Here is a 21,581-nt window from a genome sequence, read left to right on the forward strand (position 1 = left end):
TGCTCGATGGGGCATACTACAAATAAAAATCAATAAGTTATATTTTTTAGGGGTGCTATTGGGGTGCCGGGCAGCTAAACTTATTGCATCCTTTTAAGTTCTTGCTTTGCCTCTTTCCTCTTTATATCAATGAAATCTGCCAGATCACTGACGTGAACCATGCGTGGGGATTTTTGGCTATCACCTATGCGGAAAGTTGGAAGTGGCAAATCACCGCATCCGGCCTTTTTATCTGCTGTCGCAGGTTTCATTCCAAGATAGCGCTCAGCCACAACTGCAAGCGGAATGGTTGATGTTTCGAATTCGGCCATGAGAAGAAAGATTGTATTCATTCGTTTTACCCTAAGTTTCACCGCTGCAACGGTATTTATATCGTGACGTGTCACACAGATAATTTGGTTTCGTGCCAACCCAGAGTTACCCAGCATTCTGACTCTTTTTTAAAGCAACAATCCTGAACGGGTAATGATTCATTACATTTTTTGCATTTCCGTTTGCTTAGTTCCTCATGAGAATTCAGTAATTCGGCATGATATTTACGGATCATTAATGCGATTAATTCCGTCCTGTCATAAGGTTCACGTCCAGGGCGTCTGGCCACACAGTCATAATCAAGCATTGCCAGTTCCTGAGAGTCGAGCATGACCTCTAACTTATATTCACCGGCAGCGGTTTGTCTGGCCCGTTGTGCGGCTTTTCTTTCTGCGGGTGATTTAGTCATTGTCTTTCTCCGCACGGTAGATTGCAGTGTTGATATCATTTAGCTTGAACTGAGCGTTTTTTATACGTGCACGACAATTAATATCTTCCCTTTTTAGTTTTTCCAGGCCTTCCCTGTGGTCCTTAATTTCTTGCCTAAGACTTTTCAGCTCCCAATCAACCTTATCCTCACCATCCGTAACCTTGCTAATCCAGTCAAAGGCATCTACCACTGCACCACACCTGCGGCAAGTCAGCATTCGATGGGGATCATCAACTAAAATATTCATGTGGCTACAATGGCGTGGCAAGTTTGCTGGATTGGGTTCTCTGACAAAATTACGCATTTCCCTGATATCTGAATTGCTATCGAACCTCTTTGTAAACGCCAGTACGTTTTCTGAATCATCTGGTGCATCAACATCACTCATCATCACCTCCCGGCTCCGGCGCTGCTGCCAGCAACCGCTCAACTTCTTGCCGCGCATCTGAACATTCAATCGCGCTGAAAGTACCGCAAGAGCCATCGCTATCAAGCAGCCTGTTTATGGCACATATCAGATCGCTATCTGCTGGCGTGGGCGGGGTGGTGTAGAATTGCAAGCCGATCGGCCAAACGCAATTAACATGGTCGCTGACCTGGACATCACCTATTTGCTGTTGGCATCCATCATCAACAATGCGATCAACTGGCTCAGCCTGCAGCGAGGCGAGAGCTATCTCCATTAGCTCAACCATGTATACCTTCTCTGGCACAGATTCAGAGGCAACCTTCCAGCGTTCAATCTCAATGCGGCAAAGTCCGATCAGCGCCAGCCGTTCTTCATTCGTCATCGCTCTTACTCCCGCTGTTGAGGCGCAGCACTTCAGCGCGCATCCAGTTAGCGCCTCGCATCCATGCATGGAGTTCATAGGCATTTCCTGCTGTGTGCTTATTTGCTTCAGTAATGTCAGCGACACTACCCGGCACAGCAACCCGGGCGGGCATGGGGTTGGCATATAGTTTATTAACTCCATCTGGAAGACCTGTGAAATCAGCGTCGTCAACTGGACCAGCGTTTAGCCAGTGATTGCCTGAGACCTCTATTTGAAAAACTGCCTCCTGTTCCCGCAGCGCCGCCAGCTCGTTCTCTGCTGTTATGGCCCTGTCAAAATTGATCCCGACACGCTCAGTTGCGACACTTAGTTCCGTTATAAGTCTGGCGCACTCTCCATTGCGTTGGTCGATAACCGCCTGCTGCTCAGCAATTCGCGCCGCCTGTATAGCAAACTTACGGGCCAGATAATCTGGTATTTCCTCATTCACACGCAGGTCACCCGGCAGGCATTTACCCTTCAAAATCCCGCGCATTTCATTAGCTGTAATTGTCATGCTGGCTTCCTCCCCGGGTTACTGAACAGCCACGGCTGCTGGCTGAGCGGTAGTGTTTTGTCGTATGGGCGCTGGTTCATGAATCTGACCCCTTCAGAAATAGAATCCAGTGAGTTTTGTCGGCCTTGCCGGTACGTTGCCAGACTGTCGGCTCTTGGTCCGTCAGGGCAATTATCTGGCTGGCTGGTATCTGCGTTTCGTTCCACTTAAAGATGAGAGTTCCTTGTGGCCGCAGTACACGAAACGCCTCAACAAATCCTTGTCTGATATCTTCCTGCCATGTCGAGCGGTTCAGGCGTCCATATTTTTTACCCATCCAGGCGTTTTCACCGACTCGAACGAGATGAGGAGGGTCAAAAACAACCTGAGAGAATGAATCGTCAGGGAATGGCAGAGCGCGAAAATCAGCAATAACGTCCGGCGTAATATGTAGCGGACGTCCGTCGCAAAGAGTGTGTGACTCACTGCGAATGTCAGCAAAAACGGTGCGAGGATCCGTTTTATTAAGCCAAAACATTCGACTACCGCAGCACATGTCGAGAATAGGGCGCTGGTTCATGAGGCACCGCCACTTATTTGAATAGATATGTTGAAATCGGGTGTCGAAATCTGGCCTTCTGTGCACTCAATGCCGAGCATATATTCAGCAATAACCAGTGCCAGGAGTTTGATCGACTCGTCTGGATTACCGCCCGTGATATGGTTAACCTCATCGACAACAGGTTGCATTTGCTCACCCATATTCATGAATCACCTTCCGTGCGCCGGAATTCAACCACCCATACCCACGGGTTAGCCACCCAGCTGTCAGCCCCATAGATGGATTGCCAGACATGATGAAAGTGCTCATGTGGCGTGGCGCTGTAATGATATCCGGGTATCGAGTTGTGGCCTCCAATGCAGCCCTCGGCAATAGCATCTCGCTCCGTCATGCTGTTTAGCCGCTCCACACGAACACCAGTAATCTCCAGCTTTATACGGGATGCCCAGCGCGGCATGTGGATTGATGGCGTCCACTTATCGACCACAGCTGGTTTATGGCATTTCTCAATTGGCACACGGTGCGTCTGCTGGGTCCAACTTTGCTGCTCACTGGCTTTATAAACCAGTGTGGCCACGTCAGTTGCCCGGCTGTGCACACGGAAAGTCTCACGCACCCATAGGCGATCACCTACTGCACCGAACGGGCAACGAACACGGATTGGCTTATTCAGGATCGGTGATTTACCAATGGCCCAGCAGGCCTTACTTTCATCTTTCGGGCAGGTGCTACTTAAAACCCAGCCTTGGAAATCATGGGCTGATGGGACACCTTTGACGATCCGGCGCGTCTGCGTCTTTCGACCGTCAAGAACTGCACGGACCATTTCAGCGTTGAAGATAATAGGGCGCTCACGCATGGTCGCCTCCCGCGATCAATGACATTAACCAGTTTCGGATAACGCGATATTCATCATTACGATACGAACCATCGGCATAGATGAACGGAAGTCTCAGGTTGTGCCCATTGCGTCGCAGATATTCCTTGCACCCTGACTCTGTAAAACATGCCGTGACAAACACGTCGATTTCCTGCATTGCGTACCGGTCATATCCGCGAGTATCCCGCCCATCTTGATAAAGCAGTTCCAGTCTAAGGGCTTTGAGGGGGGCAACCTCTTCGCCTTCCCAGACCCATGCAATGCGGCTAGGCGAATGCTCATCACTGCCGATGATTTCCTGTTTTTGGAAGACGACAAACATTGGCTGTTCAGTACAGCGGTTATCCTGCTCACGCAGGTGTTTGGCTATCTGGTAAAACTCTGTTGGGATGGCTATTGAATCACGCATGGTCGCCTCCCACGCACTCGCACAGACCGCACATCGCCAGGCTAATCGGGCTGGGGTCATCTGGATGGGCGATCACATCACACCGATAAACATTTTTACGGTAGCTAACTGAATAACCCCAATCACCTGTTTGCAATAATCGTCCTGTTGCCACACGGTGGCGTGTACTGCGCCCATTGGTTGTTGTGATTGTGAAGTTACATTTATCACCGATAGCGACAGGCTTCGGCTCTCCGGCGTATTTACCGCATTGTTGACACTTATGCATGGTCGCCTCCCTGCTCACCGGCGCGGAGTTGGGCGGCTACACCTTCTGCAATAAGTTCGCATTCGTGAACGATATCAATTGACTCTTGAGGGAATTCATCTTCGCAAGCCTTAAGCGCCACCACTACATTGCGGGCACCTTCAGCCATCCACTGTCGTTGCATTGAGTCAGTGCTGGGGTTTTTAATTTCGTCTGCCAGGTCAATAATCGCTTCCGCAATTTTGTATACCCGCAGCCCTTCATCATTCAGAACCTTATTCCGTCCTTTTCTGATAAAGAGAGGCTTACCAAGCTGTTCTTCAAATAGCGCCATCTGCTGTGACAGTGCGGACTGTGTGCGATTGAGTTCAGTTGCAGCAGCAAGGAAAGTTCCCCTTTTGTGGATGAGCAGAAGCCCCCGCAAAACACTGGTATCAATGTTCATTTCGCAGCACCTTCATTGAGTTGAGAAAGTTCCATAGCATCAATGTGTTGGAAAATCGTGGAAACGTATTGGACCTGATGAAGCGCATCTGCAAGGGCATTGTGCCGTTCACCGGTAAAGGGGATTTCTCGCTTAGGGTCAATACCTAAACGGCGACCGATTTCAACAATGGTTCTGACGTCTAAATCGTCGTAAAAATTCCAGAATGGTTGGATATTGGCGCGATGATATGCAGCGCGGAGAATGACGTTATCGAATGAAGCTCCGTTACCCCATACCTTGACCGACTTACCCACGCGGTTAGCTTTAATGAAAGCATTCAATTCGTGCAGGGCTACCAGAATACTTTTGGCTTCGCTGTCACATATAGCTGCGCGGGCTTCAGTACTCTGCATCATCCACCAAATTATTGTGGATGCATCAGGAACGGCACCGAGGGCCATTTCGCTATTGAGAAGAACAATTACTGAGAAAGTTGCACCGACATTACCGGTTGCCGGGTCAAAGAAAGCAGCTCCAATGGCTACAATGGGGGCGGTTGGTTTATTGCCCAATGTTTCTAAGTCAATCATCACGTTGTGCATATAATTTCCTGTTTTCAGGCTGCACGAATCCCTTACCAGAATTGGTAATAATTCGTTCAGCTCAAGCGTATTAAATTGGCTGGTGGGCGCTGCAACGCACCACAGCCAGACTCTCCCTTCAGACTGAAGGAGCGGCAGGAGTCGAACCTGCATCAGGGGGATCGGACCTGACTATCACCGGATACGTTCACATCGGTAAGAGCGTTCATCGCCTCTTTGGTGCGCCAGACACACCCGACAAGCGCTCTTACCTGATATGAAAAAGGACGGTTAGCAGGGCTATTGATCTCCCTGGTGAGGCGTACCCTGTAACCGTCAAGACAACACAGCATTCGTTTCGTGGGTTATAGGTGTAAACTTTTTTATCTGTAACTCACAATTGAAATGTAATAAAAGTTACCTTTGGTGTCAATAGGCGTGGTAACAAAAGTTACAGAAAGGATTTAGGGGTATAACCCCTTAGAACAAGGGGGGTGGGATTAAAGCTCTTGAAGTACCTGTACTACTTTGCCAAGAATGCGGCAAGTGTTATCACACTGAATTGGCTTAAATTGAGGGTTTAGAGGCATTAAATAACGGTAGGGACCGTCAACGACCATTTTTTTTACAGTGGCGTCAGAACTGCCATCAATGACAGCCACAACTATTTTCCCGTTTAAATCATCAAAAGACCCATAACTCGGTTCAACTATAACGGTTGACCCTTCTGGGATACTTGGGTATCCGTTTGGGTTTGTCATAGATTCGCCTCTTACATCCAGTGCAAACGCTTCTTCAGTAACCTTCACAGTAGTAGAGCACCATCTTATTACATCAACTAGCCTTGCAGCGGCATATGAATCAGTCCACCCCCCAGCTTGAACTGACGATATGACAGGAACCGTTATTATGGGGGGGGTAATAGGTTTTAGCTTTGTGTCATCCTGGACACGATCACCTGTACCGTAGAGCAGCCACTCAGGAGTACATGAAAGGGCTTTAGCCAGATGGTGCAGATTTTCACCAGCCGGTTTAACAGCCCCGCTCTCCCATTTGGTTACAGATACACGGCTAACACTAAGCAGATTAGCTAGCGCTTGTTGGCTGTATTCCATTTGGATTCGCCGTTGTCTTATACGGTCTTTCATATCTGTTTTCATGTAACCAATGTTACGCGAATCTAGAGTAAAAGATGTTTGCGTAATGATGTAACTTTTGTTACCTTCATTCAATTCTAAAAGAGGAACCATAAATGTATAAAGACCTTGTCATTAAGTACTTCGGTGGAGTTGTAAAAACTGCCGAAGCTTTGGGTATCAGGCACCCCGCAATTTCTCGGTGGGGTGTCGTAATCCCAGAAAAGCAGGCGATGCGTCTTGAGCGCATTACAAAGGGTGTGTTGCGTTATGAGCCTAAGCTTTACGCTGAACACCATAAACGATCAGTTAAAGCCTGATAACTACCAGCTGGTGATTAAAATGGTGGATCTAAAAAAATTAGTTATCCGTGTGTGCAGAGATAGTCAATTCACGAATACGCAAATTGCAGATCAGTTGGGAATGACTTTCTCGGAGTTCAATAACCGTCTGCACATGAAAAATGGCACCAGGTTTTTTGATATTCAGCATATGTCCGCTTTGCAGCTTATCGTTGGCTATCCGTTCCTGGCGGATTATTTTGCAGGGCAATTTGGAATGCTGGTGGTCAACAATCCGATACCTGAAGAAATCGACAACGTTGAACTGTTTAGCATTCAGTTAAGAGCTGACGCTGCACAAGGGAAGGTTGCACAGGCAAAAATCGATGCGGAGGAAGATGGCGTTATTGATAAGCAGGAGCTGAAGCACATCAGTCAGCAGGTAATGAATTCTGTCCGCTACACGATAAAGGGTTTTCTGGCGTGGGCTGCATTACATGGCGTTCAGGCAGATGCGATTGATTTGGTAGCTAACAGAAAAGTTGAGGGCCAGCAGGTTGCAGCCTCTGGCCCTCGTGGGTTGTGATGAAACTTAGGGAGAATCAACACTTGAACAGTTTACTCGTAAAAGCTGGTATTCCGCAATTGCGCGTCTTTGTGTTGCCTGGCGGCGCGTTTGTCTATGTAGAAAATATACCCGGTTCGCCGCTGCCTAACAACTACCAGCGCGATCTGCCCAGGGTAGATGTCGAGTCCCGTTGGAGCGAATTTAACAAGCTGGGGGGGCAGCAATGAACCCCACTGAATTTATTCATCAAAACATCGAAAAGCAGCTTATCAATGATGGTTATCCAAAGGATTTAGCCGTCATCGGAGCCAGAAAAGGCGTCGATCATTACCGTACCTGTTCGCAGGCGTCAAGAAAGGGCGCGATGTATGACGATTGTCTGTATATGGCCCGACAATATGCCTATATGCACACAGTTAAACGTGATCAGGTCAGCAAGCCAGTGAAGACAACTCGCAGCCGCAAAAAGCAGGCAGGGGGCTTGATTGGATGAGGAACACATCGAACCCTGGCAGGCAACCTATCGTGAGCGCTATCACGGCACCATCGTTGAAACTATTGGCATTGATACGGTTAACCAGCGCGTTATCTATCGCCGGAAAGGTTATGAGTATGAATGTGTATGCCCTCGCAGGGACTGGAAGAAGAAATTTGAGAGGGTGCTATGAGCGTTAAGTTATCTGCTTACGTATGGGATGGCTGCGCGTCATCAGGGATGAAGATCACCAGCGTGGCGATTATGGCGCGGCTTGCTGATTTTTCCAGTGATGAGGGGCTGTGCTGGCCGTCTGTAGCCACAATTGCGCGTCAGATTGGCGCTGGTTCCAGCACTGTCAGCAAGGCTATTGCAGGTCTTGAGCAGGATGGATGGTTGATCCGAACGGCACGAAGAAAGGGCAACCGTAATGCATCAAACATGTATCAGCTGAACGTCAAAAAGTTGAGAGATGCGGCTTTATCTCACACTCCAGATTCTGAAGCATCAAAATCTGACGTATCAAATTCTGACTATTCAGATTCCGAAGCATCAAAATCTGATGCATCAAATTTTGACCCGTCAGAAAACGCAGATAAAACCCGTTTTGACCCTCCAGAATCTGGATACGATCCGTCAGTAAATTCAAAACATGATCCATCAGATAAAAAAACTATTTGTCAGCCTGCTGCGCAGTCCGACCCTGAAGTGATTTTGACTGACATGGCTAAACAGGTTCTGGCCCATCTGAATCAGGTAACAGGTCAGCGTTATCAGGTCAGCAGGACATCGCTGGAAAATATGCGGGCCAGGCTGGCAGAAGGTTTTACCGCTGATGAACTGATCCTGACGACAGATTATCTCAACGCGAAGTGGCGCGGCGATCTGCAAATGGCTGAGTATCTCAGGCCGGTGACAATGTTCCAGCCGACAAAATTTCAGGGATATCTGACCGGGGCAAAAAACTGGCAATCAGCCGGTCGCCCAGCCTGCGTAAACGGGGAATGGGTGCGGGGAAATGGTGAAAGCATCAGTGGCAGACGCGAGGATCACACAGAACGTGATGCCGCCTGGCGTCGTTTCATCGGTAGCGCAAAGCCATTGAGAAATCCCAGCAATCTGGAGCAGACCGTCAAAGCTGAGGCCAGCAAGGCCGGTGTACGCAGCATGAATACCAGTTTCGCGGTAAGCCGCTGGAACAGCATATGGAAAGACTGCTCCCAGCGCCTGAATGGAGGGAATGCCGCGTGAATATTCGTGAGAAGGTTATCGAATTTATTCGTTTAAACCCTGGTTGTACCTCTGCACAAATTGCTGATGGATCGGGTGTGCCGCGTCGTCTGGTTCAGCCGCTGATGAGTGAATTATCCGTTGAGGAAGTTGTGGTTCGTAGCGTTTTTAAAACGCATCCGTTTTTCTACCGGCTGGCTGAAGAATCTGACCGCGCGACCCTGGGCGAGAAATACCGGCAGCATCGCTGTATCGCTGAAGACCTGGAAAAGAGGAATCTGTGGCGTCGTGCTGCGCGTGAGTGGCTGATGGCGATGGACGCGACGAAGGATGAGGCAGCGAGGGACAAGGCAACAGCCCGCCGTGAACACTGCATCATGCGTGGTCACTATGGCGTCAGCTATGAGACGTCAGGGGTGCGTGTTTACAGCGCCCCGGTAACAGATATGTGGAGGGACTGATGCAACAGAAACTGAAAGCGCATTTCCTCAGAAACGAAATTTTTTATCACAGCATTCGCACTTCAATAGTGCTGATCGCGCTGGTGGTATTTACCCTGGCTATGGAGATGGTAATCGCATGAGTTCACTGTCAATAGTTCATAAAAATCGCGATGACTCAAATACCGATATTGTTCCACGTAAAACTTATTTTGCCGGGTTGAAAGAATTTTATGTGGAGCCGGGTTACAACGTCCGAGAGATTGACCAACAGCACGTTCAGGAGTTTTGCGAGGCATTTATTGCGGGTGAAGAAATTCCTGCGCTGGTTGTCCAGGTAACGGAAAAGGGACTGAAAATCATTGATGGTCACCACCGTTACTACGGTGCAGTTATGGCAACCGAAAGGGGCCATGAAGTGGCGAGGCTTGAGTGTAAAGATGCGAAAGGCACGGAGGCTGATCGCATTGCACTGATGGTGACAAGTTCACAAGGGAAGGCCTTGTCCCCACTGGAACGCGCAGCGGCTTATCAGCGCCTGATGAATCAGGGCTTTACTGAAGGGGAAGTGGCGAAAAAGGTCAAGCGGTCTGTAGCTGATGTTGAGCATCATTTGCAGCTGCTGGAATGTGGTGACGAACTAATCAGCATGGTCAGGACAGGAGAGGTGGCCGCAACCACAGCGGTATCAATGTCGCGAGAGTTTGGGGTTAAGGCGGGAACGGTCGCCACACACGAACTGGCAAAAGCTAAAGCCGCAGGGAAAAAGAGGCTCACCAGAGCTTCTGCTATTCCTCAGTTTAACGCCATTAAGGCGAGGCGACTGGTGGAGCTGATGGCTGCATTCGAATTTGATGATGATGGTTACACTGCGGCTGATGATATTTATCTGGAGGCTATGGGGATTATTGCCGAATTCCGTGATTTTCAGGGGAAGTCGGAAAAAGCGGAAGGGGCTGAATCATGAAATACAGCGTGATATACGCCGATCCTCCCTGGCAGTATGGCAACACGGTAAGCCGTGGCGCGGCAGATAACCATTACAGCACGATGACACTGACTGAACTGAAGCGGCTCCCTGTGTGGGAGCTGTCAGCAGAAAACGCAGTGCTGGTTATGTGGTATACCGGCACACATGATGAGGAGGCAAGAGAACTTGCCGAGGCATGGGGGTTTGACGTCCGTCAGATGTTCCTTTTCACCTGGGTAAAGTTTAACGCAAGGGCAGAGGAGCGTTTCAACAAAGCGTTGAATGAGCAAACGGTTTACGACTTCACAGAACTGCTTGATATGCTCAACGCAGAAACCCGCATGAATCCCGGAAATTATACGCGGGGAAATCAGGAATCTGCGCTGGTGGCCGTCTGCGGAAATGGTCTGGAACGTGCCAGCAAATCGGTAAAGCAGGTGATCTATTCCTGCCAGGGTGAACACAGCACTAAACCGGCAGAGGCCAGATTCAGGCTTGAGCAGCTTTACGGGGATGTTCCACGCATTGAACTGTTCGCCCGCCGTCCTGCTGATGGCTGGCACATATGGGGTAATGAGTGTGATAACAGCATTCAACTGGTGCCTGGGAGAGTGGTTTGAAGCTGACTTTACCATTCCCGCCCAGCGTAAATGGTTACTGGCGTTCCACAGGGAAGGGAACGCTAATCAGCGCAAGAGGGCGCACATACCGAACGAATGCGATAGCATCAGTGTATGCACAGCTAAAGCGTCGTCCACAGCCAATAACCCACGATATTGATGTTCATGTCATCCTGTACCCGCCGACCCGCGCTAAACGTGATTTAGATAATTTTCAGAAGGCGCTGTTTGATGGTCTGACCCACGCTGGCGTGTGGGCTGACGACAGTCAAATCAAGCGGATGCTGGTGGAGTGGGGCAGCGTGACATGTCACGGCAAGGTGGAAGTAACGATCAACGAATTTCATCAACAACAGGAGTCGCCAGGGTTGCTCTGACAGAACACAACATGTACATTTGATCAGTGAATTGCCACTCGTTTGCAGACGGTGGCAGTCTGAAAACAAGGGAGAAAACAATGCATCAGTTACTCGTAATTGACGGCGTTTCTGTCCGTCTGGATAAATCAGGTCGCTATTGCCTGAATGATTTACACCGCGCTTCAGGAGGAGAGGAACGGCATAAGCCCGGAAACTTCTTTCGCCAGGACAATATTAAAGAGCTTTGTGCAGAAATTGACCGTTGCTCAGATATGAGCATCGCTTCGGTAGAGTCAATTCGTGGTGGGGCAGGTCAGGGTACATACGTATGTAAAGAACTGGTCTTTGCCTACGCTATGTGGATCAGCCCATCATTCAATCTGAAAGTCATCCGGACATTTGACGCTGTTGCATCTGGTCAGGCTATCAGTCAAAAAACAGACCAGGTTCAGGCTGGCGTCATTCTGCTCGAATCAGCAGCCCGCATGCTTAACTTCTCAAACTCTTCCAAACTTGGCGCATACCAGAAACTTCAGGATTTTGCCGGTCTGCCAGATATGATGCCTGTGTACGCCATCGATGCACCAGCAGGATCACAGGATGGCTCCAGCAGGCCAACAACCTCGTTAACCACTCTCCTTCGTGATAAGCGCCTGGATGTAACCACCAGTGAAGCGTATCGGCGGCTCGAACGTCTTGGACTGGTAGAACGTCTGACGCGGCCAAGCAATTCTCGCAACGCCAGCAACGGGCAAAAAAGTTTCTGGTGTGTCACTGCCAGAGGTTTGCTTTACGCGAAGAACGTGACCAATCCGAAAAGCCCGCGTGAAACACAGCCGCATTTTTACACATCGAAATCGGATGAACTTATCCGTCTGATGCTTACTTCGACAGCTGTTTAAGGGGTAGGCATGAGAGCAATATTAACCCCGTTTCGTGTGAATGAATTGGGGATGGTTCTGCTGAAGCCTGGCCGGGATTTGTGGCCGGTGTTCAGCCATCGTCGCATTCTGGTCAGTTCCGTACCAGAATTTATGGCGGACCTGCCGGTAGGTGCTGTTTCTGATGCTGACCAGCCGCTGATGGATGATCCCGCGATTTTCGAATTTCTGTGCAATGAAAAAGTGATACTGGCTGCGGGTAGTAAATCAGCTATGGAATTCTGGTTGATGACTCAGCGGGGTTGTCAGTGGAAAGATGATTATCACAGCAAAGATGATACCTCCCTGATTACACAACATGGCGTTGTGCGTTTGTGTTTCCATCATGATAACCAGCTCCGCGAGATGGTTTCTGCTGATGGCGTGGTAAAGCTTTCCAGGAAGAATGCTGCTGAGTGGGTGATGCATACAGTACGACTGGCTCTGTCATTGCCGGAAGGTCATCAGTTATCGCTGCCCGAACTCTGCTGGTGGGCAACGCTCAACAACGTTATTGATTTGATGCCAGAATCCCCGGCACGGCGGGTGCTGAAACTGCCGAAGCCTGCACCGTTAGTGGGTGTTTTGAAAGAGTCTGCAATAGCACCATACAGACCTGCCAGCGATATTTTGCAGGAAGTGGCTAAACAGGTTGTTGAATTAGCCATTGACCCGGAAACACCTGAATCGTTCATGTTGCGTCCCAAACGCAGGCGATGGGTAAATGAGCCGTACACCCGTTGGGTTAAGGCTCAGCCCTGTTTATGTTGCGGGAAGCAGGCTGACGATCCTCATCACCTGATCGGATACGGGCAGGGCGGAATGGCAACCAAAACCCATGACCTTTTCACACTGCCGCTGTGCAGAAAACACCACGATGAATTGCATGCTGATACTAACGCATTCGAACGGCGTTATGGTACTCAGCCAGAATTGCTGCTGCGCATTCTCGACAGAGCGCTGGCTATCGGGGTTATCGCTACGGGTAGAAAGAATTCAGGAGGTAAGGATGCGTAATATTCAGCTTGTGCTTGAGCGCTGGGGAAACTGGTCAAAACATCGGATTGAGAGCGAGGTTGGGTACTCAGCGATAGCGGGTGGATTCAAAGGATTGCTGCCTGAGAATGCCAGCAGCATTAGTTGCACAGACAATGATGCGATGATTGTTGATACCTGTGTGGGCAGACTGAAACAAAAGCGCCCTGATGAATATGCGTTGCTGGTGGACCATTACATAAGGGATATTTCAAAGCGGGCGTTGGGCAGAAAGCTGAAGCTGTCAGAGGGCATGATCCGCATAAAGTTTCAGATGGCTGAGGGATTTATCGACGGGTGTCTGTCAATGCTGGATGTTGAGCTGGAGATGGATCACTCGTTCTGAAAATGTGGCCCACATAAGGGCCACTCTAATAATTATGGTAAAAGCAGACCGAAAAAAGCAAATAAGAGATAGCATGCTGTAGCAGCAAACCACAGGAAAGAATAAACCTTCATCCAGTTATGTATTTTTATGTTCTTATCATCAAAGAAAGCATATCCGGGATCGTTGTTTGCCATGAAGCTTATTTTTTTTCTGTGACTTAATTTTATGAAGAACCTTAAGACCGGAAATACCCCAAAGAATCCAGTCGTATAAAAAAAGATGCAGGGGCCGGGAAAATCGTATTTTTCTCTATAGGCAGATACTAATTCGTAATAATCGTATCGTTTTAATGCATAAATTATAAGTGACACAATAAGAAGACAGCAGCCCATCCCCCCGAAAAATAACGATGTACCAGCCAATAATTTGTTAGTTATCATAATATTCAATTACTTTGTTAACTATTGTCTCTACGCCTGAGCTACCAGCATATCCCCCTGCAACTGACCCCACAACAGCACATGCGACACCCCCGGTGCCTGCTGTCACTATTCCAATAGCAGCACAACCAGCTAACGCGGCAGAGCTACCCCATGCACCACCCAGCATTCCGCCGCCTGTAGTAAGAGCAAATTTTGAATAGTCTCTCACTGCGATTTTACCACAATCGCCTTCACGCCCTTTCGCGCAGGCTTCTGCTATATCATTTGTCGTTCCGGCGAAACCGAATCCAATCCCAATTAGCCCTCCATTTTTCATGTAACGCGCTGCTCTGGCCGCATTACCCACATAATAGGAATAACCGGGAATACCACTCAGCCCTGACGTTGACCACTCATGCACAATGGATTTACTCGACAGGTTTAACGCCCGCTTCAGATTTTCATACTGGCGGAATTTAACTGTATAGCGGGCCAGCGATTTTAACAGCGGCTTGTTGACCAGCTCCTTTAGCTGATTCAACAGCTGATTGCGCTCGACAAAAAACTGCTGGCTGATAAGCGTCCCCTGAGTGCGGAACTGATTCTGATAGCTGACCTCAATTTTTTTCAGTGTCTGCTCAATGGCCCTGAAATAGCGTTCACCCGCATCACCTGCGGTGCTGAAAATCTTGTCTCCGGCACCGGTCAGCGCGGCAATCATCCCATAATGTTTATGCATAAAACTGGCGGCCTCTGTGTCCACACCAATAAATGCGGAATTGGTTTGATTCTTTGCCTGCCGAAGCGTGTTGAGCATATGCATTGTGAGCTGAGTAGGTGTATCAGGATCAGCCACAATCAGTATTTGTCCGGGCTTCAGATACTGTGTATCCGCATTGAGTTTCATAAAAAGCTGGGTAGCAGGGGAGCGAATATCCCTGAACAGTTCCCGCGCCTGGTAATCCAGCGTACCGGGCCTTTCCACCACACAATATCCGGGGGCTATATTACGCGCCATGATTCCATTCTCCGTTCGTTGTTAACTGGACATGATGATTGCCACAAGGGGCAGTACCAGATTTGTCAAAAAACCGCGATAAATATAAATAATTCTACTGCGTTACGCAAAAAGTGTTGTAACCTGCTAAGAGTGGTTACTTTGACACACCGCTTAACATTGAAACCTCGCCAATCGGCGGGGTTTTTGCTTTCTGCACAACAGATAAGCTGCCTGACGTGGTATCGCGGTGCGATGTACTCGTGTTGTGAAAAAGGCGGCTTTTCGTTGTGGTGAATGCGTAGACTGATGCGTTTGTCGTGAAGGGCGTATTTCAAACCAGATGGGTCACTGATTTACTACGATGAGATGCGGGATTATGCGACCCTCAGGAGTTCCGCACAAAGCCGGAGATCAGCACTGGCCGCCACACATTAATCAGCTCGGTAAGCAGGATAGACCGGGGTTCGATTCCTCGTACTGAGCACCATGATTGAGCCGCAACCATAACTGTCAACTCGTCTGTACGTGGTTGTCACGTTGCGGACATCTAATTCACCCCGGCATCGACAAATGCGGAAATTAGCTTAAGGCGCGGGGTGTTTTATTAGCTTATATCCCTACGGGGGCTATACAGCGTACCGTTTACGACGATGAATCCTTTCTTGATCCACTGCGTAACTTGCTGGCTCATTACGCCTGCATGCCGGGCAAATTCGGCTTGATTGCCGTCAAACTTCTCTTCAATGTATTGCAGTAACGGCATGGGATTACTCCGCAATAATTTTTGGGTTTACGATCAGATATGAACTGCCGTGTTCGTCTTCCATTTCGACCGCATCAAATCCGAGATGAGCAGCTACACGACCGCGTAAGCGCTGCATTTCCCAGCTTGCATCATTTGTGCAAGAGCGAGGGGAAAGGATATCAGCAAAAGAATCGTCGCATTTATCGTCAACGATGGCTTCAGCCAGATCTTCAACCTCATCAATTTCTAATTCAGTGCGCAGGAATTCAACAACATCATTAATTCGCTCGTTGAGAGATGAGTTGTCAGCAATGCTCGAAACATCATAAGAATGCACATGCTCTCCGTGAGAGCCAGCAATTTCACTATCCTGTGATGCAAACACGCCGTCAAAAACATTATCGCCAGTCATTGCGAAAGCGCCAACTTTGATAACCGGTGCTGCTTTGCTGTGTGAGCCGTGAAAGAGTTTCATGTTGATTATCCAGTTTGTCGTCGATGTATGTATAGTAAAACGCTTTATGCTTAGTGTAAAGCATTTTACTATATATTCTTTATTTTTTTCTTTTGCGCCCCCGAATCACACTCAGATATCTCCTGTCATTTTTCGGGACGGCGCAATTTCTTTCCAACAGCAAGCCGCCATCATCCCGGTGGCGGGGTAACAGCATGTCTTCAGATAACGATCCGGGCTTTTGGGCCAGCGTGGTGTTGTGGCTCTATGCCCATAAAACAGAATGGGGATATGCGGGAGTAGCCGGTATGTTTTCATTACTGCGCAGTGCCTATGCAAAAAGCCCCTGGTCAAAACGAGTTCTCGACGCTGTGTCATGCAGCGCACTTGCCTTTTTCGCAGCGCCAACACTTCAGGTTATCGGTGCTCTCATGAACTGGACAATTCCCGACGCTGCCGCACAGGTTTTCGCTGTGTATATCGGCTACGTGGGTAATGACTATATCAGTGAAAAATTGCGTGGCTGGATCAGCCGCAAATCAGGAGATGCTAATGACGGGCAGTGATAAAACTCGCGGGATCCGCAACAACAATCCAGGAAATATTCGCTGGGGCGATGACTGGAAAGGTTTAGTCCCACAGGCTCAGCGCACAGATAAGTCGTTCTGCCAGTTTACAAAGCCTGAGTACGGTATCAGGGCGATGATTATCATTTTGCGAAATTACCAGAGCAAATACGGTCTGAAAACTATCACTGGCATCATTACGCGCTGGGCACCACCGAATGAGAATGACACTCCGGCTTATATCAAAAGCGTGGCTACGGCGACAGGCACTGATGCTGATAAACCAATCGACCTGACCGACTCACGAAAACTCTTTCCGCTTTTACAGGCGATTATCAAACACGAGAACGGCAGTCAGCCCTACGCATTTGACGTATTTGTGCGGGCGCTCGACCTCGTCTGAAAACAGGAGGCGTCATGGCTGTTATCAACTTCTTCAGAAACTATTCACACCTCATTGTTATAGCGCTTATCTGCGGAGCGCTCTGGATGCTGAATGCCAGAAATCTCCAGCTTGAGGCAACAAATCACAGGCTTGAACAACTGACGGACAGTAAAGACAACCAGATAAACGATCTGCGCTCAAAGAATGACGGTTTGGCCGACAGCGTCAACGACCTCGCCAAAGCAGTGCAGCAGCAAAACGGGGTTATGTCTCAGGTTGCAGAACAACGGGCTGTCACAGCACAGCAGAACAGGAAGCTCCAGAATGAAATCAAGCGTTATCTCGCGGCTGACAAGTGCGCTGTTGCTCCTGTTCCCGCTGATGCTGTTGACAGGTTGCGGGACGCAGCAAAAGCCGCAGGTGGAGTACAGGACAATAAAGCAGCCGCATCTCAGCCTGCCAGCCCAGCTGACAAGCCCAATTGATTTACCGGAGATTGCGCCCGTCCTGACATACGGCGACAGCGTTGCACTGAATGCTGACCTGATCGCGCTGGTGGGCCAGTGCAATATTGACAGGGCAGGGATACGCAAAATTGAGGCGTCACGCCAATGAAAGCATTAATCACCTGGCTGAAAAGCCTAATTAACAGAGCGAGGAAAATTATGGATGGTGTAGAAAATACGGACACTCAGGCTGAAGTGCAGACGGCCCCGGCAGAAGTCCAGACAGTATCGGAAAGCACGGCGACCGCACAGGATCAACTCAAAGCAGGCGTTGACGATTTCGAGAAAGCATGGGACTTCGTGAAGGCTGGTGTTGAAAAGCTGGGTGAAGCGGCTGAATCAGAGCTGAAAGCGCTGGCGAAGAAATACCTGTAAGCAGAAGTCCATATCACAAGAGCCTCGGCAAATGTCCGGGGCTTTTTTATATGCATTTCACCGCGCACCGAAAGCGCAACACCCCACCGAAGAACCTGTTTAGGAATGAAGCCTGAGGAAGCCGGTATGACTGGCGAGTCTCTTCGGGCTGGCTTCCTGTTCGGCAGGCTTCATCTCTAAAAGGCAAACGCTATGAATACCATCACCGTGCCGTTCCACGGCAGTGCTCTCTATGTAGTCAACCATAATGGAGAGCCATATACACCCATGAAACCAATAGTTAAAGGCATGGGCATGGACTGGATGGGGCAGCTAACCAAATTGAAAAAACGCTTCAGTTCAACTGTAGAGGAAATCCCTATAGTTGCTGAAGATGGAAGGATAAGGAAAATGGTCTGCCTTCCTTTGCGCAAGCTGGCCGGTTGGCTTCAGACCATAAGCCCCAACAAGGTTAAGCCTGAGATACGCGAGAAGGTCATTCAGTACCAGGATGAATGCGACGATGTTCTCTATGATTACTGGACAAAAGGACATGCTGTTAATCCTCGCCGCAATACTGTAATGCAGGATCTCAATCAGGCCTGCGCGGACCTTAAGCATGATTCCGCGATTGCCAGTTTATTCGGGACGGGTCTGAACGAATGGAAAGGGGTAAAGGCTGGGCATCACAGCAAAATTAAGGCGCTGATAGATGAAGCGAATATGTTGCTGGGGTACACGCTTGCTCAAACTGGTAAAGGTAAGTTAACCCGCACATGAGTGACCACCACAAGGCGCGTTGTGAGTTCGCCTGATGATGTTTTAAAGATAATTTTGAAACATCCGATATATAAATTGCGTTAAAGAATAAGCAATTTATAGGACAAGAAATGGTACAAGTAAAAAGCGTTGAGAAAAAAATCTGGGATGTACAAGACTTTTGTGTGGATTTTAAGCATCCCGATGGTTCAAGTGTCCGCGGTGACAAAAAGGATATGCCTCAGTACACAAAAAAGAACGCCTCCAAGAATGATATGACAGTTAAAGAATGGAGGGATGGGCACTTCAAGAAAATATACCCGGGATTTGATTGTGATGTTCTTTGGGCGGACGGAACTGTTGCTCATGGTTCAACAAAGCTGGGTAAAGTCCGAGATAGCTACAAAGAGCTTGATGAATAGCATAAGCCGCCTCCGGGCGGTTTTTTATTGGAGTGAAAATGGACGTTATGATTGATGGCGTTCGATACTCGCCAGTGACAAACCGCACATCAAATATCGGGCTGGCAATTACCTCTCACAATCGCCACGATATTTTATCCCGCGCCCTGGAACATCAAATTAAACATCTGCCAGCCGGTGCGCTGGTGGTTGTCATTGATGATGGCTCAACAAAACCTGTCACGGTGCCGGATGGCGTGAAATTAATCCGCAGTGAAGCGTCACGCGGTATCGTGGCGTCAAAGAATGCCAGTCTTGAAGCCCTGATTGATGCAGGGTGCGAACATTGCTTCTTGTGGGACGATGACGCCTGGCCTGTTGCGGGTGGATGGGAACAGCCCTATATCGCCTCACCTGAACCGCATCTGGCTTACCAGTTCAAGGACTTCGCCACCGGGCAAAAACTTAACGATATCGCGGTGCTTTACCGTGATGATAAGCACGTTGCTTATACCGGCCAGCGCGGCGTGATGCTTTATTACCACCGCAGCGTGATTGAAAAGGTTGGCGGGTTCGATACGGTCTATGGTCGCGGGATGTATGAGCACAGCGATTTAGCCCTGCGGATTCACAATACTGGCCTGACGTCCTGGGCATTTGCTGACGTGGCTGGCTCAGAAAAGCTGATTTACTCGCTGGATGAGCATCAGGCGGTTGAGCGCTCAGTCCCAAAGCCAGACCGTGACGCTCAGGTTAAGCGCAATGTGACTATCCATAACCAGCGGCGTGACGGTGGCTATACCGGTTATGCGGAATTCCGGCAGCAAAAGAATCTGGTTATTACTTCATTGCTGACCAGCCAGCCAGACCCTCAGCGCGGCAACAGAATGACGCCAGCAGCTGGCATGTTGAGTCGATGGGCGGCATCTATTCGTGGTGCTGAAGCGGTTGTGCTGGTGGATGAACTGGAAACGGGAATTGCAGGCACAAAATTTCACCGCGTTCCTGATGTGGCAATGAATGTTTATTTCCGTCGCTGGCTGCATATCTGGCAATACCTGCGTGAGCATCCTGAATACCGTTTCATCTGGTGTACCGATGGTACTGACGTTGAGATGTTGCGGGAACCGTGGCAGGAGATGGAGCCAGGCAAAATCTATGTTGGCTCTGAGCCAAAGACTTACGCTGATGCATGGGCCAGAGATAATCACCCGGAAGCCTGCTATCAGCATTTCCTCACTGAACACCGCAACGAGCTGATGCTTAACGCTGGCCTGTTGGGTGGTTGTCGTGAGGATATCATGGCATACGCCCACGCCATTGTGCGCATCTGGTATCGCACTGAGTCGAACCGGTTCTGGGGGAAAGAGAAGGGCAAGCCGTGCGTGGGCGATATGATCGCATTCGGCATGGTGGGCTACCAGCAACGCGATAAACTGGTTACCGGTCCCCGTATCAACACGATATTCAAGACCAACGGCACAGGCCGGGAGTATGCATGGTGGCTTCACAAATAAAGTTTGCTGTGGTGGCGCATCACTCACGATATAAAGCAGCCATCAAACTTGCTATGCCCTTTAATGCACACGTCTTCCTTGATGATAAAGACGCTGGCGCGAACGCCAATCACCGCCGCGCCATTGAGTGGGCCAGCCAGCAGTATTGCCGGGTGGTGATACTGGAAGATGATGCACTGCTGGTTAATGGGTTCGCTGATAAGGTTGCAGCCTGGCTTTACCGATTCCCTGACGATCTCCTGTCTTTCTATCTGGGCACCGGCAGGCCGCCTCAATACCAGATGCAGATAGCTGCCAGCCTGATAGAGGCTGACAAGCGGCAGGATGACTACATCATCATGAATCGGTTGATGCACGGGGTTTGCTACAGTATTCCATTACAGCGCATCAGCACAGTGCTTAACAAGTGGGACAGCAGCAAGCCAGCGGATTATGCGGTAGGCGATGCGTATGGCGGACGGGTCATCTATCCCTGCTATTCACTCGTCGACCACGCCGACCTGCCAGCGGTTGAACGTCATCCCGACAACGCACCCCGCACAGAACGCCGCAGGGCGTGGAGACTTGATGCCAGCACTTATCCCCAGAGCATGCCGCAAACATGGCTGCGCAAAGACCACCACTGACCGTTCAGGCTATTGCCCGGATCACCTCAACGAGGGATGGCAGCAGCACCAGCGCGGGAAAAGCAGGCATCAGCGCGGATACGGTAGCGAGTGGGATATCAGACGCGCCCGGGTAATGAAGCGTGATCGTCACCTCTGCCAGAACTGCCTTAGAAATGGAAGGCCAACAGCAGGAAAGACCGTTGACCACATCATACCTAAAGCACATGGGGGCACCGATGATGACAGTAACCTTGAAGCCTTGTGCTGGCCCTGCCATAAGGTCAAAACAGCTCGCGAACGCCTCAAATGATAGCCATTCTCAATAAGATAGTTTCAAATGTAACTA

The 21,581-nt window shown here is 49.4% G+C and carries 39 protein-coding genes; 23 read left to right on the plus strand and 16 right to left on the minus strand.

Annotation, left to right across the window (positions count from 1 at the left end):
* Positions 1-80 precede the first annotated feature (80 nt).
* From AC3RPL_RS15410 to AC3RPL_RS15465, 12 genes are all read right to left on the minus strand, one after another.
* Positions 81-332: a pyocin activator PrtN family protein gene (locus AC3RPL_RS15410; RefSeq protein ID WP_490740718.1), complete on the minus strand. Its 252-nt coding sequence runs from the start codon at positions 330-332 to the stop codon at positions 81-83.
* A gap of 50 nt (positions 333-382) precedes the next feature.
* Positions 383-721 (minus strand): hypothetical protein, encoded by a 339-nt coding sequence (locus tag AC3RPL_RS15415; protein ID WP_490740719.1) that lies wholly within the window; start codon positions 719-721, stop codon positions 383-385.
* Positions 714-1,130, minus strand: a complete 417-nt coding sequence (locus tag AC3RPL_RS15420; RefSeq protein ID WP_490740720.1) for a hypothetical protein — start codon at positions 1,128-1,130, stop codon at positions 714-716. Before AC3RPL_RS15420 ends, AC3RPL_RS15415 begins: the two co-directional genes overlap by 8 nt.
* Positions 1,123-1,533, minus strand: coding sequence for a hypothetical protein (locus AC3RPL_RS15425; protein WP_490740721.1), 411 nt, complete (start codon positions 1,531-1,533; stop codon positions 1,123-1,125). Before AC3RPL_RS15425 ends, AC3RPL_RS15420 begins: the two co-directional genes overlap by 8 nt.
* Positions 1,523-2,071 (minus strand): YfdS family phage-associated protein, encoded by a 549-nt coding sequence (locus tag AC3RPL_RS15430; RefSeq protein WP_490740722.1) that lies wholly within the window; start codon positions 2,069-2,071, stop codon positions 1,523-1,525. The genes AC3RPL_RS15425 and AC3RPL_RS15430 overlap by 11 nt, the downstream gene beginning before the upstream one ends.
* Positions 2,072-2,147: 76 nt before the next feature.
* Positions 2,148-2,630, minus strand: a complete 483-nt coding sequence (locus AC3RPL_RS15435) for a class I SAM-dependent methyltransferase (RefSeq protein ID WP_490740723.1) — start codon at positions 2,628-2,630, stop codon at positions 2,148-2,150.
* Positions 2,627-2,818, minus strand: a complete 192-nt coding sequence (locus AC3RPL_RS15440; RefSeq protein WP_490740724.1) for a diguanylate phosphodiesterase — start codon at positions 2,816-2,818, stop codon at positions 2,627-2,629. Before AC3RPL_RS15440 ends, AC3RPL_RS15435 begins: the two co-directional genes overlap by 4 nt.
* Positions 2,815-3,471 carry a hypothetical protein gene (locus AC3RPL_RS15445; protein WP_490740725.1) on the minus strand — a complete coding sequence of 219 codons (657 nt, stop codon included), beginning with the start codon at positions 3,469-3,471 and terminating at the stop codon, positions 2,815-2,817. Before AC3RPL_RS15445 ends, AC3RPL_RS15440 begins: the two co-directional genes overlap by 4 nt.
* A complete protein-coding gene (locus AC3RPL_RS15450) occupies positions 3,464-3,901 on the minus strand; it encodes a hypothetical protein (protein ID WP_490740726.1) in 438 nt (145 codons plus the stop codon). The genes AC3RPL_RS15445 and AC3RPL_RS15450 overlap by 8 nt, the downstream gene beginning before the upstream one ends.
* Positions 3,902-4,161: 260 nt before the next feature.
* On the minus strand, positions 4,162-4,593 hold the full coding sequence (locus AC3RPL_RS15455) for a LysR family transcriptional regulator (RefSeq protein ID WP_490740727.1): 432 nt from the start codon (positions 4,591-4,593) through the stop codon (positions 4,162-4,164).
* Complete coding sequence (locus AC3RPL_RS15460; protein WP_490740728.1) at positions 4,590-5,177, minus strand: 3'-5' exonuclease; 588 nt, start codon at positions 5,175-5,177, stop codon at positions 4,590-4,592. The genes AC3RPL_RS15455 and AC3RPL_RS15460 overlap by 4 nt, the downstream gene beginning before the upstream one ends.
* A gap of 479 nt (positions 5,178-5,656) precedes the next feature.
* Positions 5,657-6,316: a LexA family protein gene (locus AC3RPL_RS15465; protein WP_490740776.1), complete on the minus strand. Its 660-nt coding sequence runs from the start codon at positions 6,314-6,316 to the stop codon at positions 5,657-5,659.
* Positions 6,317-6,408: 92 nt separating this feature from the next.
* Here AC3RPL_RS15465 and AC3RPL_RS15470 point away from each other — a divergent pair, with 92 nt between their 5' ends.
* From AC3RPL_RS15470 to AC3RPL_RS15535, 14 genes are all read left to right on the plus strand, one after another.
* A complete protein-coding gene (locus AC3RPL_RS15470) occupies positions 6,409-6,612 on the plus strand; it encodes a Cro/CI family transcriptional regulator (protein ID WP_490740729.1) in 204 nt (67 codons plus the stop codon).
* 22 nt (positions 6,613-6,634) lie between these two features.
* A complete protein-coding gene (locus tag AC3RPL_RS15475; RefSeq protein WP_490740730.1) occupies positions 6,635-7,159 on the plus strand; it encodes a YmfL family putative regulatory protein in 525 nt (174 codons plus the stop codon).
* A 23-nt stretch (positions 7,160-7,182) separates the two neighbouring features.
* Positions 7,183-7,368, plus strand: a complete 186-nt coding sequence (locus AC3RPL_RS15480; protein ID WP_490740731.1) for a hypothetical protein — start codon at positions 7,183-7,185, stop codon at positions 7,366-7,368.
* On the plus strand, positions 7,365-7,634 hold the full coding sequence (locus tag AC3RPL_RS15485; protein WP_490740732.1) for a hypothetical protein: 270 nt from the start codon (positions 7,365-7,367) through the stop codon (positions 7,632-7,634). The genes AC3RPL_RS15480 and AC3RPL_RS15485 overlap by 4 nt, the downstream gene beginning before the upstream one ends.
* Positions 7,627-7,809 carry a DUF4222 domain-containing protein gene (locus AC3RPL_RS15490; protein WP_490740733.1) on the plus strand — a complete coding sequence of 61 codons (183 nt, stop codon included), beginning with the start codon at positions 7,627-7,629 and terminating at the stop codon, positions 7,807-7,809. The genes AC3RPL_RS15485 and AC3RPL_RS15490 overlap by 8 nt, the downstream gene beginning before the upstream one ends.
* Positions 7,806-8,867 carry a conserved phage C-terminal domain-containing protein gene (locus tag AC3RPL_RS15495; protein WP_490740734.1) on the plus strand — a complete coding sequence of 354 codons (1,062 nt, stop codon included), beginning with the start codon at positions 7,806-7,808 and terminating at the stop codon, positions 8,865-8,867. The genes AC3RPL_RS15490 and AC3RPL_RS15495 overlap by 4 nt, the downstream gene beginning before the upstream one ends.
* Entirely contained in the window at positions 8,864-9,307 is a 444-nt protein-coding gene (locus tag AC3RPL_RS15500) for a PerC family transcriptional regulator (RefSeq protein ID WP_490740735.1), read from the plus strand. The genes AC3RPL_RS15495 and AC3RPL_RS15500 overlap by 4 nt, the downstream gene beginning before the upstream one ends.
* Positions 9,307-9,429, plus strand: a complete 123-nt coding sequence (locus tag AC3RPL_RS15505; RefSeq protein WP_490740736.1) for a hypothetical protein — start codon at positions 9,307-9,309, stop codon at positions 9,427-9,429. The genes AC3RPL_RS15500 and AC3RPL_RS15505 overlap by 1 nt, the downstream gene beginning before the upstream one ends.
* A complete protein-coding gene (locus AC3RPL_RS15510) occupies positions 9,426-10,253 on the plus strand; it encodes a ParB/RepB/Spo0J family partition protein (RefSeq protein WP_490740737.1) in 828 nt (275 codons plus the stop codon). The genes AC3RPL_RS15505 and AC3RPL_RS15510 overlap by 4 nt, the downstream gene beginning before the upstream one ends.
* Positions 10,250-10,876 (plus strand): MT-A70 family methyltransferase, encoded by a 627-nt coding sequence (locus tag AC3RPL_RS15515; protein WP_490740738.1) that lies wholly within the window; start codon positions 10,250-10,252, stop codon positions 10,874-10,876. Before AC3RPL_RS15510 ends, AC3RPL_RS15515 begins: the two co-directional genes overlap by 4 nt.
* Positions 10,873-11,253: a RusA family crossover junction endodeoxyribonuclease gene (locus AC3RPL_RS15520; RefSeq protein WP_490740739.1), complete on the plus strand. Its 381-nt coding sequence runs from the start codon at positions 10,873-10,875 to the stop codon at positions 11,251-11,253. Before AC3RPL_RS15515 ends, AC3RPL_RS15520 begins: the two co-directional genes overlap by 4 nt.
* 80 nt (positions 11,254-11,333) lie before the next feature.
* Positions 11,334-12,137 carry a KilA-N domain-containing protein gene (locus AC3RPL_RS15525; protein ID WP_490740740.1) on the plus strand — a complete coding sequence of 268 codons (804 nt, stop codon included), beginning with the start codon at positions 11,334-11,336 and terminating at the stop codon, positions 12,135-12,137.
* A gap of 9 nt (positions 12,138-12,146) precedes the next feature.
* Complete coding sequence (locus tag AC3RPL_RS15530) at positions 12,147-13,172, plus strand: DUF968 domain-containing protein (RefSeq protein WP_490740741.1); 1,026 nt, start codon at positions 12,147-12,149, stop codon at positions 13,170-13,172.
* The gene (locus AC3RPL_RS15535) at positions 13,165-13,536 is read left to right on the plus strand and encodes an antiterminator Q family protein (protein WP_490740742.1); all 372 of its coding nucleotides are present in this window, start codon (positions 13,165-13,167) and stop codon (positions 13,534-13,536) included. The genes AC3RPL_RS15530 and AC3RPL_RS15535 overlap by 8 nt, the downstream gene beginning before the upstream one ends.
* A gap of 32 nt (positions 13,537-13,568) precedes the next feature.
* On the opposite strand, the gene AC3RPL_RS15540 is transcribed toward AC3RPL_RS15535, so the two are convergent.
* The 4 genes from AC3RPL_RS15540 to AC3RPL_RS15555 form a co-directional block, all read right to left on the minus strand.
* Complete coding sequence (locus AC3RPL_RS15540) at positions 13,569-13,958, minus strand: hypothetical protein (protein WP_490740743.1); 390 nt, start codon at positions 13,956-13,958, stop codon at positions 13,569-13,571.
* Positions 13,948-14,958 (minus strand): hypothetical protein, encoded by a 1,011-nt coding sequence (locus AC3RPL_RS15545; RefSeq protein ID WP_490740744.1) that lies wholly within the window; start codon positions 14,956-14,958, stop codon positions 13,948-13,950. Before AC3RPL_RS15545 ends, AC3RPL_RS15540 begins: the two co-directional genes overlap by 11 nt.
* 586 nt (positions 14,959-15,544) lie before the next feature.
* Positions 15,545-15,703: a hypothetical protein gene (locus AC3RPL_RS15550; protein WP_490740745.1), complete on the minus strand. Its 159-nt coding sequence runs from the start codon at positions 15,701-15,703 to the stop codon at positions 15,545-15,547.
* 4 nt (positions 15,704-15,707) lie between these two features.
* Complete coding sequence (locus tag AC3RPL_RS15555) at positions 15,708-16,160, minus strand: AcrIF11 family anti-CRISPR ADP-ribosyltransferase (protein ID WP_490740746.1); 453 nt, start codon at positions 16,158-16,160, stop codon at positions 15,708-15,710.
* Between the two features lie 194 nt (positions 16,161-16,354).
* Here AC3RPL_RS15555 and AC3RPL_RS15560 point away from each other — a divergent pair, with 194 nt between their 5' ends.
* From AC3RPL_RS15560 to AC3RPL_RS15600, 9 genes are all read left to right on the plus strand, one after another.
* The gene (locus AC3RPL_RS15560; RefSeq protein ID WP_261666908.1) at positions 16,355-16,705 is read left to right on the plus strand and encodes a phage holin, lambda family; all 351 of its coding nucleotides are present in this window, start codon (positions 16,355-16,357) and stop codon (positions 16,703-16,705) included.
* On the plus strand, positions 16,692-17,108 hold the full coding sequence (locus tag AC3RPL_RS15565) for a structural protein (RefSeq protein ID WP_490740747.1): 417 nt from the start codon (positions 16,692-16,694) through the stop codon (positions 17,106-17,108). Before AC3RPL_RS15560 ends, AC3RPL_RS15565 begins: the two co-directional genes overlap by 14 nt.
* Before the next feature lie 306 nt (positions 17,109-17,414).
* Complete coding sequence (gene lysC, locus AC3RPL_RS15570; RefSeq protein ID WP_490740748.1) at positions 17,415-17,705, plus strand: Rz1-like lysis system protein LysC; 291 nt, start codon at positions 17,415-17,417, stop codon at positions 17,703-17,705.
* On the plus strand, positions 17,702-17,971 hold the full coding sequence (locus AC3RPL_RS15575; RefSeq protein ID WP_490740749.1) for a hypothetical protein: 270 nt from the start codon (positions 17,702-17,704) through the stop codon (positions 17,969-17,971). Before lysC ends, AC3RPL_RS15575 begins: the two co-directional genes overlap by 4 nt.
* Before the next feature lie 192 nt (positions 17,972-18,163).
* Positions 18,164-18,730: a phage antirepressor N-terminal domain-containing protein gene (locus AC3RPL_RS15580; RefSeq protein ID WP_490740750.1), complete on the plus strand. Its 567-nt coding sequence runs from the start codon at positions 18,164-18,166 to the stop codon at positions 18,728-18,730.
* Between the two features lie 110 nt (positions 18,731-18,840).
* Positions 18,841-19,131: a hypothetical protein gene (locus tag AC3RPL_RS15585; protein WP_490740751.1), complete on the plus strand. Its 291-nt coding sequence runs from the start codon at positions 18,841-18,843 to the stop codon at positions 19,129-19,131.
* Positions 19,132-19,169: 38 nt separating this feature from the next.
* Complete coding sequence (locus AC3RPL_RS15590) at positions 19,170-20,627, plus strand: glycosyltransferase family 2 protein (RefSeq protein ID WP_490740752.1); 1,458 nt, start codon at positions 19,170-19,172, stop codon at positions 20,625-20,627.
* Entirely contained in the window at positions 20,609-21,253 is a 645-nt protein-coding gene (locus tag AC3RPL_RS15595; RefSeq protein WP_490740753.1) for a hypothetical protein, read from the plus strand. The genes AC3RPL_RS15590 and AC3RPL_RS15595 overlap by 19 nt, the downstream gene beginning before the upstream one ends.
* Positions 21,195-21,545: an HNH endonuclease gene (locus tag AC3RPL_RS15600; RefSeq protein ID WP_490740754.1), complete on the plus strand. Its 351-nt coding sequence runs from the start codon at positions 21,195-21,197 to the stop codon at positions 21,543-21,545. The genes AC3RPL_RS15595 and AC3RPL_RS15600 overlap by 59 nt, the downstream gene beginning before the upstream one ends.
* Positions 21,546-21,581: the final 36 nt, after the last annotated feature.

Source organism: Erwinia papayae (assembly GCF_058241465.1).

Excerpts from the sequence above, each read along its gene's own strand:
- AC3RPL_RS15410 (WP_490740718.1), bottom strand. The coding sequence starts at position 332 with ATGAATACAATCTTTCTTCTCATGGCCGAATTCGAAACATCAACCATT.
- AC3RPL_RS15415 (WP_490740719.1), bottom strand. The coding sequence starts at position 721 with ATGACTAAATCACCCGCAGAAAGAAAAGCCGCACAACGGGCCAGACAA.
- AC3RPL_RS15420 (WP_490740720.1), bottom strand. The coding sequence starts at position 1,130 with ATGAGTGATGTTGATGCACCAGATGATTCAGAAAACGTACTGGCGTTT.
- AC3RPL_RS15425 (WP_490740721.1), bottom strand. The coding sequence starts at position 1,533 with ATGACGAATGAAGAACGGCTGGCGCTGATCGGACTTTGCCGCATTGAG.
- AC3RPL_RS15430 (WP_490740722.1), bottom strand. The coding sequence starts at position 2,071 with ATGACAATTACAGCTAATGAAATGCGCGGGATTTTGAAGGGTAAATGC.
- AC3RPL_RS15435 (WP_490740723.1), bottom strand. The coding sequence starts at position 2,630 with ATGAACCAGCGCCCTATTCTCGACATGTGCTGCGGTAGTCGAATGTTT.
- AC3RPL_RS15440 (WP_490740724.1), bottom strand. The coding sequence starts at position 2,818 with ATGAATATGGGTGAGCAAATGCAACCTGTTGTCGATGAGGTTAACCAT.
- AC3RPL_RS15445 (WP_490740725.1), bottom strand. The coding sequence starts at position 3,471 with ATGCGTGAGCGCCCTATTATCTTCAACGCTGAAATGGTCCGTGCAGTT.
- AC3RPL_RS15450 (WP_490740726.1), bottom strand. The coding sequence starts at position 3,901 with ATGCGTGATTCAATAGCCATCCCAACAGAGTTTTACCAGATAGCCAAA.
- AC3RPL_RS15455 (WP_490740727.1), bottom strand. The coding sequence starts at position 4,593 with ATGAACATTGATACCAGTGTTTTGCGGGGGCTTCTGCTCATCCACAAA.
- AC3RPL_RS15460 (WP_490740728.1), bottom strand. The coding sequence starts at position 5,177 with ATGCACAACGTGATGATTGACTTAGAAACATTGGGCAATAAACCAACC.
- AC3RPL_RS15465 (WP_490740776.1), bottom strand. The coding sequence starts at position 6,316 with ATGAAAACAGATATGAAAGACCGTATAAGACAACGGCGAATCCAAATG.
- AC3RPL_RS15470 (WP_490740729.1), top strand. The coding sequence starts at position 6,409 with ATGTATAAAGACCTTGTCATTAAGTACTTCGGTGGAGTTGTAAAAACT.
- AC3RPL_RS15475 (WP_490740730.1), top strand. The coding sequence starts at position 6,635 with ATGGTGGATCTAAAAAAATTAGTTATCCGTGTGTGCAGAGATAGTCAA.
- AC3RPL_RS15485 (WP_490740732.1), top strand. The coding sequence starts at position 7,365 with ATGAACCCCACTGAATTTATTCATCAAAACATCGAAAAGCAGCTTATC.
- AC3RPL_RS15495 (WP_490740734.1), top strand. The coding sequence starts at position 7,806 with ATGAGCGTTAAGTTATCTGCTTACGTATGGGATGGCTGCGCGTCATCA.
- AC3RPL_RS15505 (WP_490740736.1), top strand. The coding sequence starts at position 9,307 with ATGCAACAGAAACTGAAAGCGCATTTCCTCAGAAACGAAATTTTTTAT.
- AC3RPL_RS15510 (WP_490740737.1), top strand. The coding sequence starts at position 9,426 with ATGAGTTCACTGTCAATAGTTCATAAAAATCGCGATGACTCAAATACC.
- AC3RPL_RS15515 (WP_490740738.1), top strand. The coding sequence starts at position 10,250 with ATGAAATACAGCGTGATATACGCCGATCCTCCCTGGCAGTATGGCAAC.
- AC3RPL_RS15525 (WP_490740740.1), top strand. The coding sequence starts at position 11,334 with ATGCATCAGTTACTCGTAATTGACGGCGTTTCTGTCCGTCTGGATAAA.
- AC3RPL_RS15530 (WP_490740741.1), top strand. The coding sequence starts at position 12,147 with ATGAGAGCAATATTAACCCCGTTTCGTGTGAATGAATTGGGGATGGTT.
- AC3RPL_RS15535 (WP_490740742.1), top strand. The coding sequence starts at position 13,165 with ATGCGTAATATTCAGCTTGTGCTTGAGCGCTGGGGAAACTGGTCAAAA.
- AC3RPL_RS15540 (WP_490740743.1), bottom strand. The coding sequence starts at position 13,958 with ATGATAACTAACAAATTATTGGCTGGTACATCGTTATTTTTCGGGGGG.
- AC3RPL_RS15545 (WP_490740744.1), bottom strand. The coding sequence starts at position 14,958 with ATGGCGCGTAATATAGCCCCCGGATATTGTGTGGTGGAAAGGCCCGGT.
- AC3RPL_RS15550 (WP_490740745.1), bottom strand. The coding sequence starts at position 15,703 with ATGCCGTTACTGCAATACATTGAAGAGAAGTTTGACGGCAATCAAGCC.
- AC3RPL_RS15555 (WP_490740746.1), bottom strand. The coding sequence starts at position 16,160 with ATGAAACTCTTTCACGGCTCACACAGCAAAGCAGCACCGGTTATCAAA.
- AC3RPL_RS15560 (WP_261666908.1), top strand. The coding sequence starts at position 16,355 with ATGTCTTCAGATAACGATCCGGGCTTTTGGGCCAGCGTGGTGTTGTGG.
- AC3RPL_RS15565 (WP_490740747.1), top strand. The coding sequence starts at position 16,692 with ATGACGGGCAGTGATAAAACTCGCGGGATCCGCAACAACAATCCAGGA.
- lysC (WP_490740748.1), top strand. The coding sequence starts at position 17,415 with ATGAAATCAAGCGTTATCTCGCGGCTGACAAGTGCGCTGTTGCTCCTG.
- AC3RPL_RS15575 (WP_490740749.1), top strand. The coding sequence starts at position 17,702 with ATGAAAGCATTAATCACCTGGCTGAAAAGCCTAATTAACAGAGCGAGG.
- AC3RPL_RS15580 (WP_490740750.1), top strand. The coding sequence starts at position 18,164 with ATGAATACCATCACCGTGCCGTTCCACGGCAGTGCTCTCTATGTAGTC.
- AC3RPL_RS15585 (WP_490740751.1), top strand. The coding sequence starts at position 18,841 with ATGGTACAAGTAAAAAGCGTTGAGAAAAAAATCTGGGATGTACAAGAC.
- AC3RPL_RS15590 (WP_490740752.1), top strand. The coding sequence starts at position 19,170 with ATGGACGTTATGATTGATGGCGTTCGATACTCGCCAGTGACAAACCGC.
- AC3RPL_RS15595 (WP_490740753.1), top strand. The coding sequence starts at position 20,609 with ATGGTGGCTTCACAAATAAAGTTTGCTGTGGTGGCGCATCACTCACGA.
- AC3RPL_RS15600 (WP_490740754.1), top strand. The coding sequence starts at position 21,195 with ATGCCAGCACTTATCCCCAGAGCATGCCGCAAACATGGCTGCGCAAAG.